Origin of the sequence: Streptomyces sp. MUM 203J (genome assembly GCF_022414595.1) — a bacterium.
Classification (GTDB): domain Bacteria; phylum Actinomycetota; class Actinomycetes; order Streptomycetales; family Streptomycetaceae; genus Streptomyces.
In genome coordinates this window covers 46,981-65,593 of record NZ_JADWYO010000034.1, presented here as the reverse complement: position 1 = coordinate 65,593, position 18,613 = coordinate 46,981, and the positions used below count along the sequence as shown (strand labels likewise).

At 72.4% G+C, this 18,613-nt stretch carries 14 protein-coding genes and 1 pseudogene; 8 read left to right on the top strand and 7 right to left on the bottom strand.

Going from position 1 to position 18,613, the window contains the following annotated elements; translation table 11 throughout:
- Nucleotides 1-231: 231 nt before the first annotated feature.
- Nucleotides 232-2,289, top strand: a complete 2,058-nt coding sequence (gene fusA / locus I3F58_RS18370) for an elongation factor G (RefSeq protein WP_240109709.1) — start codon at nucleotides 232-234, stop codon at nucleotides 2,287-2,289.
- Between the two features lie 106 nt (nucleotides 2,290-2,395).
- Here the strand turns inward: fusA and I3F58_RS18365 are convergent, their stop codons facing one another.
- The 3 genes from I3F58_RS18365 to I3F58_RS18355 form a co-directional block, all read right to left on the bottom strand.
- Nucleotides 2,396-3,241: a DMT family transporter gene (locus tag I3F58_RS18365; protein ID WP_240109708.1), complete on the bottom strand. Its 846-nt coding sequence runs from the start codon at nucleotides 3,239-3,241 to the stop codon at nucleotides 2,396-2,398.
- Between the two features lie 10 nt (nucleotides 3,242-3,251).
- Nucleotides 3,252-4,598, bottom strand: a complete 1,347-nt coding sequence (locus I3F58_RS18360; protein WP_240109707.1) for a glycosyltransferase — start codon at nucleotides 4,596-4,598, stop codon at nucleotides 3,252-3,254.
- Nucleotides 4,599-4,729: 131 nt separating this feature from the next.
- On the bottom strand, nucleotides 4,730-5,470 hold the full coding sequence (locus tag I3F58_RS18355; RefSeq protein ID WP_240109706.1) for a geranylgeranylglyceryl/heptaprenylglyceryl phosphate synthase: 741 nt from the start codon (nucleotides 5,468-5,470) through the stop codon (nucleotides 4,730-4,732).
- 458 nt (nucleotides 5,471-5,928) lie between these two features.
- Between I3F58_RS18355 and tgmA the strand changes: the two genes are divergently transcribed.
- Together tgmA and tgmB are read left to right on the top strand one after the other, a co-directional pair.
- Nucleotides 5,929-6,123 (top strand): putative ATP-grasp-modified RiPP, encoded by a 195-nt coding sequence (gene tgmA / locus I3F58_RS18350; protein ID WP_240109705.1) that lies wholly within the window; start codon nucleotides 5,929-5,931, stop codon nucleotides 6,121-6,123.
- A 31-nt stretch (nucleotides 6,124-6,154) separates the two neighbouring features.
- A pseudogene (tgmB, locus tag I3F58_RS18345) lies at nucleotides 6,155-7,102 on the top strand (ATP-grasp ribosomal peptide maturase); the annotation flags it as partial.
- Here the strand turns inward: tgmB and I3F58_RS18340 are convergent.
- Genes I3F58_RS18340 through I3F58_RS18325 form a run of 4 tightly spaced genes read right to left on the bottom strand, consistent with a single transcriptional unit; the run spans nucleotide 7,097 to nucleotide 12,708 of the window.
- The gene (locus I3F58_RS18340) at nucleotides 7,097-8,281 is read right to left on the bottom strand and encodes a sugar ABC transporter permease (protein ID WP_240109704.1); all 1,185 of its coding nucleotides are present in this window, start codon (nucleotides 8,279-8,281) and stop codon (nucleotides 7,097-7,099) included. The pseudogene tgmB and the gene I3F58_RS18340 overlap by 6 nt on opposite strands.
- Nucleotides 8,278-9,066 (bottom strand): ATP-binding cassette domain-containing protein, encoded by a 789-nt coding sequence (locus tag I3F58_RS18335; protein ID WP_240109703.1) that lies wholly within the window; start codon nucleotides 9,064-9,066, stop codon nucleotides 8,278-8,280. Before I3F58_RS18335 ends, I3F58_RS18340 begins: the two co-directional genes overlap by 4 nt.
- A gap of 10 nt (nucleotides 9,067-9,076) precedes the next feature.
- Nucleotides 9,077-10,294 (bottom strand): sugar ABC transporter substrate-binding protein, encoded by a 1,218-nt coding sequence (locus tag I3F58_RS18330; protein ID WP_240109702.1) that lies wholly within the window; start codon nucleotides 10,292-10,294, stop codon nucleotides 9,077-9,079.
- Nucleotides 10,291-12,708: a SpoIIE family protein phosphatase gene (locus I3F58_RS18325; RefSeq protein WP_374207998.1), complete on the bottom strand. Its 2,418-nt coding sequence runs from the start codon at nucleotides 12,706-12,708 to the stop codon at nucleotides 10,291-10,293. Before I3F58_RS18325 ends, I3F58_RS18330 begins: the two co-directional genes overlap by 4 nt.
- Nucleotides 12,709-12,995: 287 nt before the next feature.
- Here I3F58_RS18325 and I3F58_RS18320 point away from each other — a divergent pair, with 287 nt between their 5' ends.
- The 5 genes from I3F58_RS18320 (at nucleotide 12,996) to I3F58_RS18300 (ending at nucleotide 18,353) form a co-directional block, all read left to right on the top strand.
- The gene (locus tag I3F58_RS18320) at nucleotides 12,996-13,670 is read left to right on the top strand and encodes a hypothetical protein (protein ID WP_240109700.1); all 675 of its coding nucleotides are present in this window, start codon (nucleotides 12,996-12,998) and stop codon (nucleotides 13,668-13,670) included.
- 238 nt (nucleotides 13,671-13,908) lie between these two features.
- Complete coding sequence (locus I3F58_RS18315; RefSeq protein ID WP_240109699.1) at nucleotides 13,909-14,133, top strand: hypothetical protein; 225 nt, start codon at nucleotides 13,909-13,911, stop codon at nucleotides 14,131-14,133.
- A gap of 718 nt (nucleotides 14,134-14,851) precedes the next feature.
- A complete protein-coding gene (locus tag I3F58_RS18310; RefSeq protein ID WP_240109698.1) occupies nucleotides 14,852-15,589 on the top strand; it encodes an alpha/beta fold hydrolase in 738 nt (245 codons plus the stop codon).
- 750 nt (nucleotides 15,590-16,339) lie between these two features.
- Complete coding sequence (locus I3F58_RS18305) at nucleotides 16,340-16,807, top strand: hypothetical protein (protein WP_240109697.1); 468 nt, start codon at nucleotides 16,340-16,342, stop codon at nucleotides 16,805-16,807.
- Nucleotides 16,808-17,108: 301 nt separating this feature from the next.
- The gene (locus I3F58_RS18300; RefSeq protein WP_240109696.1) at nucleotides 17,109-18,353 is read left to right on the top strand and encodes a protein-glutamine gamma-glutamyltransferase; all 1,245 of its coding nucleotides are present in this window, start codon (nucleotides 17,109-17,111) and stop codon (nucleotides 18,351-18,353) included.
- The last annotated feature ends 260 nt before the right edge of the window (nucleotides 18,354-18,613 follow it).

Genomic DNA, 18,613 nt, shown 5'->3' with positions numbered 1-18,613 from the left:
GGGACATCCTTTCTCCTGGACTCAAGATCCAAGTGTCTCGGGTGTCCAAGATCCGGGGTCAAGGCCCATCCTGGTGTCCCTGTAGGTCCGGTGCCGGCTGCGCGGCCGTGCACCGGCTGCCCGTGACGGCGCCTCAGGCCACCCTCGTACGCTCTTCATTCCGTGCATCGGTGTGCGCCCGTCCGGGAATCGCGCTGCCCCTTCTCCGTCCCAGCTGAAAGGCCCTGGGTCATGCGCAGCACCATTCCGACCACCAGTCCGTCCGCCGTACGGAACCTCGGCGTCCTCGCCCACGTGGACGCGGGCAAGACCACCGTGACCGAGCGGATCCTGTATCTGACCGGCGCCACCCACAAGCGGGGCGAGGTCCACGACGGGACGACCGTCACCGACTTCGACGCGCAGGAACGCGACCGCGGCATCACCATCTTCGCCGCCGCCGTCAGCTGTGTCTGGGACGGCCACCGGCTGAACCTCATCGACACCCCCGGCCACGTCGACTTCTCCGACGAGGTGACCCGCTCGCTGCGGGTGCTGGACGGAGCGGTCGCCGTCTTCGACGCGGTGGCGGGTGTCGAGCCGCAGAGCGAGGCGGTCTGGCGGCAGGCCGACCGGCACGGGGTGCCGCGGCTCGCGTTCGTCAACAAGCTGGACCGGGCGGGCGCCGACCTGGACTCGGCGGTCGCGTCCATTCGGGAGCGGCTCGGTACCGTCCCGCTGGTCGTCCAGCTGCCGATCGGGCGTGAGGACGGCTTCACCGGCGTCGTCGACCTGCTGCGGATGCGAGCGCTGGTCTGGGCGGCGGGCTCGGAGACGTACGAGGAGGGCCCGGTGCCGGAGGAGCTGCGCGCGGAGGCGAACCGGCGCCGCGCCCTGCTGGAGCTGGCGGTGGCGGAGACGCACCCGGGCGCGCTGGAGGCGTTCTGCGCGGAGGGGACCGTCGGTGACGGCACGCTCCGCGCGGCGCTGCGGGACCTCACCCGTACCGGCGAGGGTGTCGTGGTGCTGTGCGGGTCCGCCTACCGGAACCGGGGGATCGAGCCGCTGCTGGAGGCCGTCGTGGCGTACCTGCCGTCGCCGCTGGACGTTCCGGCGGTGCGCGGCACGTCCGACGGCGGGGAGGAGGAGCGGGCGGCCGATCCGGCGGCGCCGCTGGCCGCGCTGGCGTTCAAGGTCGGCGCGACCGCCACGGGCCGGATGACGTACCTGCGGGTGTACTCGGGGACGCTGCGGAAGGGGGACACGGTGCTGGACGCGGGTACGGGGCGGACGGAGCGGGTCGGCCGGATCCTGCGGGTGCAGGCCGACCGGCACACGGATGTGGAGCGGGCTCCGGCCGGGGACATCGTGGCCGTGGTCGGGCTGAAGGGCGCGCGGGCCGGGACGACGCTGTGCGATCCGGCCGCGCCGCTGGTCCTGGAGCCTCCCGGCGCGGCCGAGCCGCTGGTGTCCGTGGCGGTGGAGGCCCGGCGGAGCCTGGACGCCGAACGGCTGGCGACCGCCCTCGGACGGCTGGTCGAGGAGGACCCGTCGCTGGTGGTGCGGAGCGATCCGGAGACCGGGCAGACCGTGCTGTCGGGGCTGGGTGAACTGCACCTGGAGGTCGCGGTGGAGAAGCTGCGCCGGGGCCACGGGCTGGAGGTCGCGGTGGGCCGCCCCCGGGTGGCCTACCGGGAGACGGTGGTCCGCGGCGTGGCGGGGCTGGTCCACCGGCACGTCAAGCAGGACGGCGGCGCCGGGCAGTTCGCGCATGTCGTGCTGGACGTGGAGCCGCTGGAGCTCGCGCCCGGTACGGCCGGGGCGTTCGAGTTCCGGTCGTCGGTCGTCGGCGGGCGGATCCCGAAGGAGTTCGTACGGGCCGTGGAGGCGGGCTGCCGGGACGCACTGGCCGAGGGCGGACCGCTGCACGGCCATCCGGTGACGGGACTGCGGGTGACGCTGACAGACGGGGCGACGCATGTGAAGGACTCGTCGGAGTTCGCGTTCCGCGCCGCAGGACGGTTCGGACTGCGGGAGGCGCTGCGGGGCGCAGTGATGGCTCTGCTGGAGCCTGTCGCGGAGCTCACCGTGTCGGTGCCGGACGACGCGGTGGGCGGGGTACTGGGTGACCTGGCGGCTCGGCGGGGGCGGGTGAGCGGATCCGTGGCGGGGCGGGGCGGCACCTCCGTGCTTACGGCCACGGTGCCGCTGGCGGAACTGTTCGGTTACGCGACGGCGCTGCGCGGGCGGACGCGGGGGCGGGGCGTGTTCACGTCGCGCCCCGCCGGGTACGCGGTGGCTCCGGGGTAACCCCGTGGGGCCTGCGCCCCCGGAACCCCGTTGCCGTTCCCCGGGGAGCCCCCTGCTCTCGGAGTCCGAGGGCAGGGGGTGGAGGACGGACTCCATCGCGCGTGGCCTACTCCAGCTTCCGGAACAGCTGCGACGTGTCCAGCAGCACGATGCCCGCGAGCAGTACGGCCACGCCCACGGCGGTGAGCGAAAGGGCCAGCGGCTCCGTGCTGACCGTTTCGCCGAACACGGCCACGCCCACCGTGACCGCAACCGCGGGCTCCGTCGCGTCGATGGCCGGCATGCTGGCGGCCAGCGGGCCGGCCTGGAAGGCGCTCTGGATCAGGACCAGTCCGGCGACGCTCGCCACCACCAGCAGGTAGGTCTGCCAGGCGGTGAGCACCGCGACGGGACCCGCGCCCAGCCGGTCGACCGTGGCGTCCAGCAGGACGGACTGGGTGCCCATCACCAGCCCGCCCGCAACACCCAGCAGGGACGCCCGGGGAGCGCCGGCCGTGCGGCGGCCCGCGGCCAGGGCGAGGGCGACGAGCCCGCCGACCGTCGCCAGGGTCGCCAGCCAGGCGCCCGGCGGCACCGCCGGGTCGCCGCCGTGCGGCCGGGCCGCGGCCAGCGCGGTGGTCAGTCCGGCGGTGACCGCCAGGGTGCCGAGCCATTCGCGGGCTCCGAGGGACCTGCGCCGCAGCCGCGCGGACAGCGGGATCGCGAACAGCAACTCGCTGATGATCAGCGGCTGGACGAGGCTGAGCGGCCCGTACGCGAGGGCCAGCGCCTGGAAGCCGTACGCCAGGACGGCCAGCGTGATCCCGGCGAGCCACAGCGGCTCCCGCGCGAGCCGCCGTACCAGCCGGAGGGTCAGGGTGTCACCGTCGGGCTGGCGGACGGCGGCCCACTGCTGGAGGACGCCGGCCACCGCGAAGCAGGCGCCCGCCGCCAGCGCGGCCGGAACGGTCACCAGCACGCGGTCAGCCGCCGGACACGGGGGCCGTCCGGGCCGCGACCCGGCGCCACACCGGCAGGAGGTCCTCGCACAGCACCCTGCCCCAGGTCCGGTGGCGGGCGCGGGCGGTGGCCAGGGCGTGCCGGCCCATCGCGGCCCGCAGGTCCGGCCGTCCGGCCAGCAGGCCCAGCGCGGCGGCCCAGGCCTCGGGGGTGTCGTGCTCGACGAGCAGTCCGTCCCGTCCGGGGGCGGCCAGCCAGTGGTTGGTGCGGGTCCCGTGCGGCAGGACGACCGGCAGGCCGCAGGCCATGGCCTCCCCGACGATGTTGCCGATGGTCTCGGTACGCGACGGCAGGGCGAGCAGGTCGCATCCGGCGAGAACTCGGGCGAGCCGCTCCTGCGGGAGCATGCCGAGCAGCGTCACGCCGGGACCCAGGCACGCGGCGACCCGGTCGGTGTCGGGACCGGTCCCGGCGACGACCAGGTGGGTGTCGGCGCCCCGGGCACGCAGCCGCCGGACGGCCTCCGCGAGGAGCAGCACGTTCTTGGAGGCGTCCACGCGTCCCGCGAACAGCACGGTCGTACGGCCGGGCGGCACGCCGAGGGCCGCGAGCCGTGTCCGCGCCCCGGGGTCCGGGCGGAAGCGGTCCAGGTCCATGCCGCGGCCGAGCCCGCTCACATGCTCCGCGCCGACGAGCGCGGCCATCTCGGGTACCTGGGACGGGGTGGCGACGAGGACGTGGTCGCAGGCGCGCAGCACCCGGTCGCGATGGCTCCGCAGGATGGCGGCGCAGCGGGCCGCGGGATCGAACGCGCGAAGTCCGGGGACGCGGGCGAGGCGCGCGTTGACGCTCTGCCGGATGTAGGCCTCGGTGAGCGCCGGGACGTCGGTGTGGACGGACGCCGTCATTCCGGGCCCCGGCCCGGCTCCCCGCCCGGCGTACGGCCCGGACGCCCCGGGTCCGGCGCGACCTCGTCGGCCGCGGCGGCTGAGCCGGACCGCCGTCGACGCGAACGCCATCGTGTGGGTGAGGTGCCACACCTCATGGCGCGGCAGCAGCCGGGCGAGCACCGGGTGGTAGGGGGCGGCGTCCGCGATGTCCACTCCGCCGCGCCGCGTGAGCAGCGCGGTGCTGAGGACGGGACGCAGCGCCACGAACCGTACCGCGGGGGACAGTTCCTCGGTCCGGGGCCGGTCACCGAGGACGTACAGGGTGAGGTCGACGCCCAGGTCGGACGGGTCGAGGGAGGCCGCCGCCGCGGCGAAGCGCTCCCAGCACTTGACCTGCCCCCCGGCGAGGGGCGTCCTGACCAGCTCCATCAGCACCGCCACGGACAGCGGACCGACCGCGTCCGCTCGCTGTACGGGCAACAGGCCCCTCCTCGCGCGTGCACCGGCTGCCGCGCGCGGCGGCCCTCCTCGCAGTCCTGGGCCCCATCCCCTCACGATTCGGAGCGGCGCGGGACCGGACACGCCGTCGACCCGCCCTGAGTCGGCGCCCCTTACAGCCGGACGGGGGACGTCATGCCGTCGAAGGTCACGTAGTCGGCGCCCGCCTCCCGGTACGCGGCCGGGTTCCCGTCGGCCTGGACGAGGAGGAGCTGGTGCGGGGCGAGCCGCTGCCGTACCGTCCGCACGGCGTCCGGCGGCAGCGGGGCATGACGCGCGGAGAGCCGGACCAGGTCGAGACCGAACCTGCGGGCGAGGTCGGCGTGTCCGGCGAGGTCGTCGCCGGGAGTGAGCGCGGCGGCGAGGACCAGGCCGGGCCAGTCCTCGGGAGCCAGCCGGGTGGGCAGGGTCAGCACGGTCTCCAGATAGCTCTGCCAGACGTGGTAGACGTCGGGCGAGCCGAACCGGGCGGGGAGGAGCACGGCGTCCGCCCCGCGCACGAGAGGGAAACCGGTGCCCTTGCACGGCGGGAAGTCCAGCAGCACGGGCAGTCCGGAGGCGGCTTTCACAGCCGCCACGTACGGCTCCATATGGCGGGTGAACGACGCGTACGACGTGTGCGGTGGCCGGGCGGGGTCGTCGCCGCCACCCAGGATGACGGCGGGAAAGCCGCGTCCGGTGAGTGCGGCCGCTTTCTCCAGGGCCTCGTCCTGTGGGGTCCTGAACGGGTCGATGACGGGGACGGCTCCCGGGGTGTGACCGCGCAGCCGGTCCAGGATGTCCGCCGTGCGCGGCGGCAGAGCGGGTGCCTCCGCGCGGCCCGCGCGCCCGGCCTGCTCTGATGATGCGTTCACCGGTGATCTCCCCTTGTACGACGATTCCGGAATTCCGTGAGTGATATCGGAAAAAGTGATGGCATCCAGTTCGCGGGATTGTCGGCGGTTCCCCGCCTCACACCGGTTCCACGGAATGCGAGACCGGCACGAGGACTTCCAGACCCTACACGCGTCCGGATATCTGAGGTAGAGGGGAATTAGGGAGGCGACGGGACCGTGATGCGGGATGCCCCGAGATGTCGCACGGGGCCGTTTCAGCCACCTGTCGTGAATTCGGCGAACGAGGCGGCGGAAATGCGACGTGCATTTACCCGGCATACCCGACACCCCGGTGCCCGCATCAGCCGCCGCGAGGTGACAGAGGGTGGTGAGCGCACTACCGGAGCCTTCCGTACTGACGAGCGAACGAGTGAACCGACCGGTGAACAGAAACGTCATTCAGGTCAGTTGACGAGGGAACAAGGGAGAACCACGCCATGAGACGACCGTTCGCGTTCCAGTACGCCGTACCGGCCGGTCCCGTGGACGGCACCGTGCCGTATACGTACGACCCGACGCTCCAGCTGAACGTGCTGGCCGACGGCCGTCCGGCGATCACGGACCGGGACCTGCTGCTGGCGGCGGGTACGACGACGTCGAAGGCCGGCTCCCAGACGCACTTCGACGACTGAACGACCGACGAGGCGCCCTGGAGGCGACGCGATGAGCGTGCTGGTCCTGACCTGTCCGGAGGATGTGACGGCGGACCTGGTGGTGGCCGAGCTGCAGCGGCGGACGGTCCCGGTCGTGCGGCTGGACCCGGCCGATCTGCCGGGGCGGGCCGCACTGTCCGCGGAGTACGCGGACGGGGAGGTCCACGGGTACCTGTCGGCCGACGGGCGCATGGTGAGCGCCGCCGCGCTGCGCGGGATCTGGGTGCGCAGGCCGGGGGAGCCCGCGGCGCGGGCGCCGGGCGCGTCGGCGTGGCTGACCGCCGAGACCCGGCAGGCGCTGTACGGGATGCTGTTCTGTACCGGAGCGCGCTGGATGAACCACCCGGGTGCGGCGGCGCGGGCCCGGTTCAAGCCGTGGCAGCTGCGGCTGGCGCACCACTGCGGGTTTCCGGTGCCACCGACTGTGGTGACCACGTTCCCCCGGGTGGCGGAGGAGTTCGCGGCGCGGCACGGGCGGGTGGTCGTGAAGACGCTGTCCGGCCCCCCGCGCGGCTCCGTGGACCCGGCGGACGGCGGGGCGGATCTGGTGATGCCGACGGCGCTGGTGGCGCCGGGCACGGACTTCGCGGCCGTCGCCGACGGGCCGACGCAGCTCCAGCGGTATGTGCCCAAGCGCGCCGACATCCGGCTGACGGCGGTCGGCGGGCGGCTGTTCGCCGCACGGAAGCGGGCCGCGCCGGGCCAGGTCGACGGGCGGTACGGCGACTCGGGGCACGACTGGCGGCCGGTCGGGGTGCCGGAGCCGGTGGCCCGCGCCGTCCGCGCGTACACGGAGTCGGCGTCGCTGGCGTATGCGGCGTTCGACTTCGCGGAGGACGAGGCCGGGCTGTGGTGGTTCCTGGAGTGCAACCAGGGCGGCCAGTTCGGGTTCGTGGAACTCTCGACGGGGCTGCCCATCGCGCGAACGGTGGCGGGCTGGCTGGCGGGGCCGTCAGACGCGTCCGTGCGCCTTCTGGGCGCGTCGCGACAGCGAGTCGATGATCACCGCGATCAGCAGCACCCCGCCGGTGATCATGAACTGTACGGCTCCGCGGATGCCGAGCAGCGCGACGCCGGAGGCGATGGACTGGATGACGAGCACGCCGAACAGGGCGGACCAGACCGTGCCGCGTCCGCCGAAGAGGCTGGTGCCGCCGATGACGGCGGCGGCGATGGCGTTCATCAGCAGGTTGTTGCCGCCGGAGGACTGGCTGGCGGAGGTGACGCGGGAGGCGAGGAAGAGCCCGCCCAGCGCGGCCATCGTGCCGGACACCATGAACACCGAGACACGGACCCGGTCGACGCCGACCCCGGCGCGCCGCGCGGCCTCCAGCCGCCCGCCGAGGGCGAAGACGGTCCGTCCGTACGTGGTGCGGCGCAGCAGCAGGTCGAGGACGACCAGCACCACGAGGAAGATCAGCAGGGCGAGCGGCAGTCCCTGGAACTGGTTGAGCACGAGGGCGGTGGCGAAGGCGATCACTGCGAGGCCGCCGGTGCGGACGCCGATCTCACGCAGGCTCCGCCCGGGCACCCCGGCGGCCCGGCGGCGCCGGGCGTCCCGCAGGGAGACCAGGAAGTACCCGGCGGTGCCGACCGCGGCGACGCCGTAGGCGACGGCGACATAGGGGAAGTAGTAGCCGGTAAGGGAGGCGACCAGGCCCTTGTCGTCGAGGTTGACGGTGCCGCTGGAGCCGAGGATGTACAGCATGAGCCCGTTCCAGCCGAGCAGCCCGGCGAGGGTGGCGACGAACGCGGGCACGCCGACCTTCGCGACGACGAGGCCGTGGAAGAGTCCGATGGCGGCTCCCATGGCGACGGCGAGCAGCAGGGCGGGGGCCTCCGCCAGGCCGTGGTGGACGTTGAGGACGGCGAACACGGCGGCGGAGAGTCCGCTGACCGAGCCGACGGAGAGATCGATCTCGCCCAGCAGCAGTACGAAGACGACTCCGACGGCGATCAGTCCGGTGCCGACGATGTCGATGCTGAGGTTGGAGAGGTTGCGGGGCGACAGGAACCTGCTGTTGAGGCTGACGAAGATGATCCAGATCGACGCCAGGCTGATCAGGACGGGCAGTGAACCCAGCTCGCCCGCGCGGAGCCGGTTCTTCACCGCCTCGGTGTAACGCCTCGCCCTCACAGGTCGGCCTCCCACTCCGCTGAGGCCCTGCGGGTGACGGCGTTGTCGGTGGCCCCCGTGATGGAGGAGATGATCTGCTCGTGGGAGGTGGTGGGGACGTCGAAGAAGCCGTTGTTGCGGCCGAGGCGGAGGACGGCGACCGAGTCCGCGACGGCTTTCACGTCACCCATGTTGTGGCTGATGAGGAGAACGCCGAGGCCGCGTTCGCGCAGCTGGTCGACGAGGCGCAGGACGTGTGCCGTCTGGGAGACGCCGAGGGCGGCGGTGGGCTCGTCGAGCAGGACGAGCCGGGGCTCTCCGATGAGGGAGCGGGAGATGGCGACGGTCTGCCGCTGGCCTCCGGACAGGGAGGCCACTGGCAGCCGCACGCTCGGCATGTGGATGGAGAAGGCGTGCAGCAGGTCGAGGGTGCGGCGTTCCATCTCCACCTCGTCGAGAATGCCGAAGCGGTGGATCTCACGGCCCAGGAAGAGGTTGCCGACCACGTCGAGGTTGTCGCAGAGCGCGAGGTCCTGGTAGACGGTCGCGATGCCGAGGGCCTGGGCGTCGTGGGGGCGGGTGATGTGGACGTCTCTGCCCTCCCAGACGACGGTGCCCTGGTCGGCGGGGTCCACGCCCGCGATCACCTTGACGAGGGTGGACTTTCCGGCGCCGTTGTCGCCGACGAGGGCGACGACCTCACCGACGTGAATTTCCAGGTCGACATCCGCGAGAGCCTGCAGCGCGCCGTACCGCTTGTGGATGCCGCGCAGCGCGAGCAGGGGTGCCGCCGACTGCTGGACCATGCGCTCCTCCTCACTCCTGCCTGTCGTCGTCGTTGGTGAGCCCGGCCTGTTCGCAGGCGGAGGCGTACTTGCCGGTGCATATCTCGTCGACGGTGTACACGCCGTCCTCGACGACGGTGTCGAGGATGTTGTCGGCGGTGACCGGCACGGGCGTGAGCAGCACGGCGGGGACACCGTGCGGGCCGGTGTCCCCGTCCGTGCCGGGGCCGGTGCCGTCGCTCGTCACTGTGGTCGTCGCGATGCCGTCCAGGGACTGTCCGCGGATCAGCGCGACGGCCATCTCGGCGGCGGCGTCCGCCTCCAGCGCGAACGGCTTGTACACCGTCATGTACTGCTCGCCCGCCACGATCCGCTGGATCCCGGCAAGTTCGGCGTCCTGTCCGGTCACCGGCGGCAGCGGGTCGATCCGGGCGGCCTTGAGTGCGGAGATGATGCCCGAGGCGAGGCCGTCGTTGGCGGAGTAGACGGCGTCGATCCGGTCGGCGCCGAGGGCGGCGATGGCGCCGGCCATGTTGATATGCGCGTTCAGGGGCCGCCACTCCACCGTGTCGTAGGCCTTGCCGATGGTCACCCGGTCTTCGAGGACGGACAGCGCGCCCTCTCTGAACCATCCGGAGTTGGGGTCGGCGGGGTCGCCGTTCATCATCACGATCTGGCTGTTCGCGGCCTCGTCCCCGAGTGCTTCGAGCAGGGCCTCGCCCTGGAGGCGGCCGACCTCCTCCCCGTCGAAGGAGACGTAGCCGGAGACCGGGCCCTCCGCGAGCCTGTCGTAGGCGATGACGTCGATACCCGCCTCGCGGGCCTTCTCGACCGAGGAGCGGACGGACCGGGAGTCGACGGAGCTGAGGATCAGCACCCGGACGCCCTGCGTGATCATCGCGTCGATCTGCTGCCGCTGGATCGTCACCTCCTGCCGGGCACTGGCCGACCGCACGGTGCAGGTGTCGCACAGCTCCTTGATACGGCGCTCCAGCAGCGGGCGGTCGTACTTCTCCCAGCGGTCGGTGCTGCCCGGAAGCAGCACCCCGATGGCGTTGCTGTCCCGGGGCACGCCCTGACCGACCCCCGCCTCGCCCACCTGGGCGGCCTTGCCGCAGGCGGCGAGGCCGCCGGCGAGGACCACCGAGGCCAGGGCGAGCGCGGCCGTACGTCCGCGGCGGGCCGGGCGCTCCGGGTCCTGCCCCCGCCGTCCGTGCTCTCGTGTCTGTCGTCTCTGTCGCCACATCATGGCGTCCGCTCCACGGTGAGTTCGGCCCACACCTGTTTGCCGCCGCTGAGCGGCACCGAGCCCCAGGACGCCGACAGGGCCTCGACGAGCAGCAGGCCACGTCCGCCGGTCGCCTCCCAGTCGGCGCTGGTGGTCTTGACAGGAGTACGGGGCGAGGCGTCGTTGACGGCGATGCGCAGCCGGTTCCCGGCGAGCGTCAGGTCCAGCCGCACCTCGCCCTGAGTGTGCGCGATCGCGTTGGTGACCAGCTCGGACACCACCAGCAGGGCCATGTCGACCTCCTCCCCCACCGACCAGGACCGCAGGGTGCGGGCGGCGAAACGGCGGGCGTGCATGACGGCGTCGGGCAGCCGCCACACCGCCCAGCGGGCGCGGATCGGCAGCTCCCGCATCCCGTCGTAGCGCAGCAGCAGGACCGCCACGTCGTCGGCACGGCGGTGGCTGTGGGCGACCAGGTCGTCGGCCACCCGCCCGGGATCGGCGGGGTCCGCGGCGGCCAGGGCCCGGCGCACGGCCCGCACCCCGTCGTCGAGGGTCAGGGCCGGGGACTCGACCAGACCGTCGGTGAAGAGGGTGAAAAGGGTGCCCGCGGCAAGATCCACCTCGGTCATGGGGAACTCGGCGTCCGCCACGACGCCGAGCGGCGGGCCGCCCTCGACGACCGGCTCCTCGGTGCTGCCGTCGGGCAGCCGCAGCAGTGGCTGGAGGTGGCCGGCGCGAACCACCAGGGCGATGCCCTCCTCCATGTCGAGGTCCACATAGCAGCAGGTGGCGAACAGGTCGGTCTCCATGCCGACGAGCAGCCGGTTGGCATGGGCGACGACGACGTCCGGCGGATGGCCCTCCACCGCGTACGCGCGGATCGCGGTGCGCATCTGCCCCATGATCGTGGCGGCTCCCGCGCTGTGGCCCTGGACGTCCCCGATGACCAGCGCCACGTGCCCGTCGGCGAGTGGGATGACGTCGTACCAGTCCCCGCCCACCTCCAGGCCCATGGTCGCGGGCAGATAGCGGGCGACGGCGACGCCGCCGGCGAGATGCGGGAGCTTGCGGGGCAGCAGACTGCGCTGGAGCATCGTGGCCAGCTCGTGCCCGGCGTCCAGGGCGTGGGCGCGGGTGAGGGCCTGGCCGACCATCCCGGCGGTCGCGGTCAGCAGGGTGCGCTCCTCAGGCCCGAACCGGTGCGGATGCGCGCGGTCCCAGCCGACGAGGCACACCCCGACCATACGGCCGTCCGCCGGAAGGGGCAGGACGGCGAGCCCGCCCGGCCCGATGCCGTCGAGGGCGGGTTCCAGTCCGGCGTTGGCGGGCCACAGGCTGACATGGCCCTCGCGCAGGGCTCCCTCCAGAGTGGGCAGCGTGTTGCAGGAGGCGTCGGGCCACTCGGTCCGCCACTCGGACCGCCAGGCCTCGGGCCAGGCATCGGGCTGCGGCGGGTCGAGCAGGGTGACCACGATGCGGTCTCCCTCCAGTTCGGCCACCGCGACCCGGTCGGCCCGCAGCGGTTCGCGCAGCGCGTCGACGACGACCCGGCTCACGTCGCGAACGGTGGTCGCCCCGGCCAGGGCGGCGGACAGCCGCTGCACCAGTGACACGTCGTCGACGCTGGGCCGCAGGTAGGAGGCGTCCCCGACGACCCCGAGCACTCGTGCCGGGGTGCCGTCGATGCCGGCCTGGACCCGGCAGCGCAGCCCCAGCCAGCGCAGTTCGCCGCCGGGCCGCCGGATCCGGAACGCCAGCTGCAGGTCGGTGGCGGCCGCGCCGGGTTCGACCGCCGACATCAGGGCGGGGATGTCGTCGGGGACGGTCCGTTCGAGCAGGCTCGACACGGCGCCGTCGAACTCCGCGGGCGGGATGCCGAGCAGGTCGAGGACGGAGACGTCCACCTCCATGCGGCCCGTCCGGACAGTCAGCACGAACCCGCCGCCGCGCCGTGGCAGGAGTCCGGGGCCGGACCGTATCCGGGGCTCGTGGCGGACCGGCGGCAGGCGGGCGGCGGCGGCCTCCAGCCCGGCGGCGGTCTGGTCGGCGTACAGCTCCAGCAGAGCGCGCTGGTCGGCGTCGAAGCCGCCTCCGGCACGGGCCACGACGAGGAGGCAGCCGAGCAGCCGGGACTCTCCGCCCAGGGGCAGCGCGCCCAGGGCGCTCGGGGCGGCGAAGGCCGGCTGCCCGCCGGTGGGAAGGGTCCGGGCGTCATACGGGGCGAGGTCCTCGGTGACCAGCCACAGGGGCCGGCCCGAGCGACATGCGTCGGCCACCGGTGAGCGGCCGCTCAACGGGTACTCGGAGGGCGGCCGGTACGGTCCCCCGTTGTTCTCGACCGTCTCGGCCAGGTGCAGTTCGCCGCCGGTCTCGGCCAGCACGTACACAGCGGCCATCCCGACGCCGCCGGAAGCAAACATCTGCCCGGTCAAAGCTTGCACCGCCTCCGTACGCGGCAAGCCGCCAGCGTGTTCCGCTGTGTCCTGCTGTGTCTCGCTGTGCATCACCTTCCCTCCATGCTGCTACGAAGGGAGCGAAAACAGCCAGTCAGAGCGGTTTCAGGGTGATATCCGCGGATGTATGCGCCTGCGAGTGTCGCGATTCGGCCACGGCCTGTCACAGACGGAAATCACCCGTGTCCTTCGGCGTGGTCGGCCCATTGTCCGACCGTCGGATCACGTACCCGGGTGCGCGCGCGCCCATGTTCTGGAGGCGTTTCATGGGCAGGCACAGGCGGCCGCTGACGGGCGGCGCCCGCTACACCGTCGTCCGGGTGACCACCGCCGTGGGGGTGGCCGGTGCCCTGGCCATCGCCATACAGCAGACCCATGAGGTGCCGGTCTCGCGTGCCCGTCCGGAGAGCCCGCACTCCGTCCGGTCGGCCGCCCCGCCCCTCGCCGTGCCGGACCGGCGGGGCCCCGGCCGCGGGGAGGTGGGCGGAGCGCCCGTCCCGGTCGGCCCGCACCACCGGGCGGCCGCTCCGTCCGCCGCCGCGGGCGTCCGGTCGGCGGTCCCGGCCCCGGCGGACATCCCGGTCCTGCCGGAGACCGGCCCCTCGGCGACGGTCGTCCCGCTGTTGCCGACACTCCCGGACGGTACGCCCGGTGCCCGTGCGGCGTCCCCGTCGAGCGGCGTGGCGCCGGAGAGCACGGCGGGCGACACCGTCACGGGTGCGCCGGCCGCCCCCGAGACGGAGCGCCCGGCGACGGACCCCTCGTCCGGCACGGAACAGGGCACCGACGGCCCGCCGCCCTCCCTGACTCCTTCCCCGTCCCCGTCCCCGGTCCGTACGATCGCCGACCTGCTGCACGACCTGGTCGCCCCGGGTGCCGACGGCACCGAGACGGGGGCGCCGCAGCAGTCCGGTTCCTCCGCCTCCGCCTCGGCCGGCTGACCGGGCCCGTGGTTCGCAGGTCGTCGATGTGGACGGACCGGGCGGCCGGGTGGTGCCCTGGGCGGCGCTGCGGGGTGCCGGACGGGCGCGCCGACGAGTTCCCGCTCCCCCGCGGCCACGGGCTGAGCGTCAGTGCTTCGAACGCGCGGTGGCGCCCGGCCTCCGCCGTCCCGGTCGGGCGGGAGCCGATGGCCTCGCGTCCGTCCGGGCCGACCGCACTGTTTCCTACACTCACGGGGTGAACAACTACACGTGCACATCTTGCGGCACCGTCGGCCTGGCAGAGGGTTTCATCGAGGACACCGGCGAGATTTCACGAGGGTACGCGCGCTGGATCGAAGGCGCGTTGGAGCGGGGGATTCTCGGGGGTGCCAAACGGATGGGCCGGCCCCGGCGGCAGATAGAGGCGTTCCGCTGCCCCAAATGCGGACACCTCGAGCTGTTCGCCACAGGCGCGGTGTAATCGGCCTGGATGACACGACAGCCCCGTCAGACGGCCACACCCCGCCCGCAAAGCCTGGCATTCATCCTGGCGGCGGGGTGGTGGAGGCGGTTGACGCATTCGTTCGCCGCTTGGGTCCGCTGCGTCTTGCGGGGGTATGTCGCGACGGGAGAAGTCAGCCGGGTGTTCTTACGGACCGGCGGCCGTCCAGGCCCGGGGCGGGAGCGCTTCGGCGCTCTGTCTGGGCAGTCGGCCCTTGAAGGGACGTCCCGAAAGTCCCGGCTGACGCGAGCGGGGTGAGCCTGTCCGGGGAGCCTGGTTCCTCCCAGGGCCTTTGCAGGCCGGCCGCGGCGGACGGACGAGGCGCAGTTGCGCGCGGACGGCAAACGGCGGCGGTGGCGTCCCCGGGTGCCAGGCACAACGCGTCCAGCGCGGCGGTCCACGAACTGCGGGCGGTTCACGTGCGCAGACGATCGCGTGAGGCCCGGCCGGGAACAGGGACGGCGGGTCTTCGCCCCGGCTGTGGAGGTGGCACAGGATCCGCTGTGGTGACGTGCGGCCCGAGGCGGCAGCACCGAGGCCGGGGGTCGGGCTGCCGCGTCCTCGGAGCACATGCTCGATCAAAGTCCACCTGCTCGCGCGGCGGTTGCCCCACCGGGTGATCGAGAACGAGAAACCTTTCGGCAGCACAGGTCGAAGTACGGGCCGGCTCTCACCGTGCGCCGCTACCCTCGCATCCGTGGGCGAGATCGTGGTGGCGCGCAATGGTTCCGGGCCGGAGGTCCTGCTGGTGCACGGCGGCGCCGGTCCGCGGGCGACGTGGGGCGCCATCGCTCCGCTGGCCGACCGGTGGACTCTGGCGTACGTCCATCGACGTGGCTGTCCACCGAGTCCACCGCCGCAGCAGCGTCAGGACTTCGAGGTGGACGCCCGGGACCTCGCGCCGCTGCTCGTCCGCCGCCCACACGTCGTCGCCCACTCCTACGGCGCCCTCGGAACGTTGATCGCAGCCGCTGCCGCGCCGGACGGCGTCCGTTCGCTCACCTTGATCGAACCACCGCTCAACCGGCTTCTCCCCGACGATCCCGAGGTGGCGCGACTCGAGCGCATCGGCGACGCCGTCCTCACCCATGGGATGGACACGGACCCGACCGAGCTGCGCGAGTTCCTCCGTCTCGCGGGCGCGCCCGTCGGCGACGGCCCGCTCCCGGCAGAAGTGATCGCGGGCGTTCGCCGCGCACACGGTGCTCGGCCGACCAGCGAGGCGCGCCCGCGCCTCAAGGCGATCCGCGATGCCGGTGTCCCGGTCCTCGTCGTTTCCGGAGGCCACGCGGCCGCGCTCGAGCGGATCTGCGACGCTCTCGCGGAGGCGCTCGGCGGTCGGCGCAGCGTGCATCCGGGCTCTGGTCACTTCGTCGCCGCAGCACCGGGCTTCGCGGGACAGCTTGAGTCCTTCCTGCGCAGGAGCGTCCCGTAGCGAGTTCATCCAGCAGGCGGGCGAGACCTGCGGCCTTCGGCCCCGACGTGCCGCGGACTGCGCCAGGCACCGGACCTTCCCGGTCAACTCCCGCAGGGACGACCCGGACATCGAGAAGGCCTTGGCGAACTCCGGCACGTCGTCGAGGGGACCGTCGCCCGCCCCCACCGGTTCATCCGCCGCGCCGCCCGCCGGGAACGCCACACCGCACTCCACGACGCCCGCGTCTCTCCCTCCCGTGCGGCCTCCTCTACTGGAGACACCCGCACAGCACAACTCGTGATCGTGTCCCCGGCTCAGAGAACGGCGTGATCCGGCGCGTCACCGGCTGCCGCTTCGGCAGGCGACCGCCGCACACAGGATTGTCCGCACGATGTGATCTCGTCGAAGACACGTAGGCCCGGGACCGACCGTGTCGCCGCAGTACCTGCTGCGCGGACTCACTCCAGCCCTATGAGCTGCGGTTTCGAGTCGGTGGAAGTTCGCTCCTCATACCGGTCGGCGACGACGTCACCGTCCGCCGCGGGTGCCCGGCAGCATCGGCACCGGCCTGACCACGGACCACACGTCAGGAGCGGGCGAGCGCTGCCGCATCACACCGGCTCCTCTTACGACTGGTTCGCATAAACGGCTAGATATCGTTCTTCATACCGGAGTGGCCGATTCTGCAGCCATGGTGTTGCCGGGGAATCAGCGCACAGACATGATCACCCCTCGTAACGATCTGATCACTCACCCAGGAGCCGAGACGTGATACGTCGAACCGCTCTCCGCACCCTCACCGGCGTCGTGGTGACCGCGGCCCTCGCCCTGCCTCTCACTCAAGGAGCCCGGGCGGCCGCCCCGGAAACCGCGATCACGATCAACGCGGACGGCAAGAACCCCTTCCACGGGATGGAACTGGACGGCCTGCGAGCCGACTTCGGGTTGATGTGCCCCGCGGGCCACTGTGCGGGTTTCTGGTCGCTGGTCCTGACGGACAGCGTCATGCGGCAGGAGTTCGAGGGCCGCGAGTTCTTCGTCTACGCCCCGGCCACGGGTGAGTTCGGCTTCTTCCTCGACACGGACATCGTCGTGCGCACGGTCGACCACCCCGGCCAGGTCCGCCTGGTCGACACCGACTTCATGCGGTCCCACCCGCGTGTCGAGGTCCGCTACGGCGACCCCGATCGCCCGGACCGGGCCCGCGTCGTCGCCACGGCGACGACCTTGATGTAGCGAGCCGCCGTACCGCCGCCGCCCCGGGCGGCCGGCCCCGGCGGTCAGGGACCGAGTCGCGCCCAGCCGCCCGGCGGCGGCGACCGCGGTGACGACGGGCCACGTCCGCGCCGCCGCCGGCTTCTCCCGCGTCCACCGCGTCTCCTTCCCCTCGCGGCGCCGCCTCTTCCGCCTGCGGCGCACGGACGCGGGACAGGGCCTCCGAGGCCCTGAGCCGCAGCTCACCGAACCCCTCCATCGGGTCGTGCCCCTCGCACGCCCTCGTTTCAAGAGTTCCAGCACAAGGGAGTCATCGATTTTCATGAAGAAACATCAGAGCTTTCTCGTCTTCGCCGCTTTGGGCGCGGTCGTGTGCACCACCGGATTCATGCCGTCGGCCAGCGTGGCCGACAGCAGCGCCGACGAGGGCGAGAAGGGGTCCTACGCCGAAACGCATGGTCTGACGGCGGAGGACGTCAAGAACATCAACGCACTCAACGAAAGAGCCCTGTCGCTGAGTCGGCCCGGGAAGTCCCCGGCAGACCTGTCACCGAGCGCCGGCGCGTTCTCCCGGGCCTCCAGCAGGGAAACCCCTCCCGCCGAGCCGCTCGACAGGATGCCTGACGCGTACCGGGCCTACGGGGGCAGGGCCACCACGGTCGTCAACAACTACATACGCAAGTGGCAGCAGGTCTACAGTCATCGCGACGGCAGGAAGCAGCAGATGACCGAGGAGCAGCGGGAGAAGCTGTCCTACGGTTGCGTCGGCATCACCTGGGTCAATTCGGGTCCCTACCCGACGAACAGACTGGCCTTCTCGTACTTCGACGAGAACAAGTACGAGAACGACCTCGAGAACACGAGCCCCCGCCCCAACGAAACACAGGCGGAGTTCGAGGGACGCATCGCCAAGGACAGTTTCGATGAGAGGAAGGGTTTCGAGCGGGCGCGCGACGTGGCGTCCGTCATGAACAAGGCGCTGGCGAATTCCCACGACGAGGGAACCTACCTCGAGAGACTCAAGAAGGAGCTCGCGGACAAGGGTGACGCTCTGCTCCACGAGGGCAGCCGCTCGAACTTCTACACGGCACTGAGGAACACACCGTCCTTCAAGGCGAGGGACGGAGGCAACTACGACCCGTCCAGGATGAAGGCGGTGATCTACTCGAAGCACTTCTGGAGCGGGCAGGACTGGTGGGGCTCATCCGAGAAGAGGAAGTACGGCGACCCCAACGCCTTCCGCCCCGACCGGGACACGGGCCTGGTCGACATGTCCAGGGACAGGAACGTTTCGCGCAGTCCCGCCAAGCCTGGCGAACGGTGGGTCAACTTCGACTACGGCTGGTTCGGGGCGCAGACCGAGGCGAATGCCGACAAGACCATCTGGACTCACGCCAACCACTATCACGCGCCCAACAGCGACGTGGGCCCCATGCGCGTATACGAGAGCAGGTTCCGGAACTGGTCGGCCGGGTACAGCGACTTCGACCGCGGAACCTACGTGATCACGTTCATACCCAAGAGCTGGAACACCGCACCCGCCAAGGTGGAGCAAGGCTGGCGGTGACGGACCTGTGGGAGCGGATCGAGCCGCTGCCGCCGGGCAAGGGGCGCAGGTCGACGGCAGCCGGGCGTGAACCGCTCCCGGACCGTCACCCGCGCGGCCGGCGGGCCCCGCTTCGAGTCCCGGGGCCCGCGGGTCCCGGGACTCGGGGGCGACGCGAGGACGCCGGCCGGGACGGCCGGTGGGACCGCTGACGCGGCGTTGTGAACCCCGCATGCTGCCACGCAGGTGCGCGGATGGGGTCCGGCCCAGTGGGGGACGAC